The organism is Mesorhizobium sp. M7A.F.Ca.MR.362.00.0.0 (genome assembly GCF_004023175.1).
Lineage (GTDB): Bacteria > Pseudomonadota > Alphaproteobacteria > Rhizobiales > Rhizobiaceae > Mesorhizobium.
The window spans coordinates 1-453 of the sequence record NZ_RZTF01000624.1 but is presented as its reverse complement, the minus strand read 5'-3'; the positions used below and the strand labels follow the sequence as shown (position 1 = coordinate 453).

At 61.8% G+C, this 453-nt stretch carries 1 protein-coding gene; it reads left to right on the top strand.

All coding sequences use genetic code 11. The annotated features are described in order from the left end of the window. The coding region (locus EOC06_RS36090; protein WP_164898960.1) for a Dabb family protein at nt 1-287 on the top strand (287 nt) is incomplete at its 5' end. Between the last annotated feature and the right edge of the window lie 166 nt (nt 288-453).

The following is a 453-nucleotide window of genomic DNA, read 5'->3' as shown; positions in this document are numbered from 1 at the left end:
GCAGCAATCTCGAGCCGATCCTGGACGGGCTTGCACTGCTGACGAAGATCCCGCACGCACGCCGGCTCGAAGTCGCGCAGAATCGCAAGAGCGATCCCGCCAGTAAGGAAGTCGACGTCATCGTCTACGGCGAATTCGGCACCGATGCCGAGCTCGCTGCCTATAAGGCGCATCCGCTATATCAGGAGGCTATCAAGCGAGTGCGGCCGCTGCGCGAATTGCGGTTTGCGGCCGACTATGAGATCGCTGCGGCAAGGACGTCGCTGGGCGAGAACGCGCGCCAGTAAGCACGACGCGCTTGTTGCCGGGGAAGCGGATGCTGCACAAGCCGGATCATGATAGCGGGAAACACGGCTGGCGGAAGCGTCCAGAGTGAGAGCACCTTGGATCGCTTGGAGATTGCCAGCTGACGATTTTCCAGTGCGCCGGTCCTGCTCGACCTCATAGCTGACC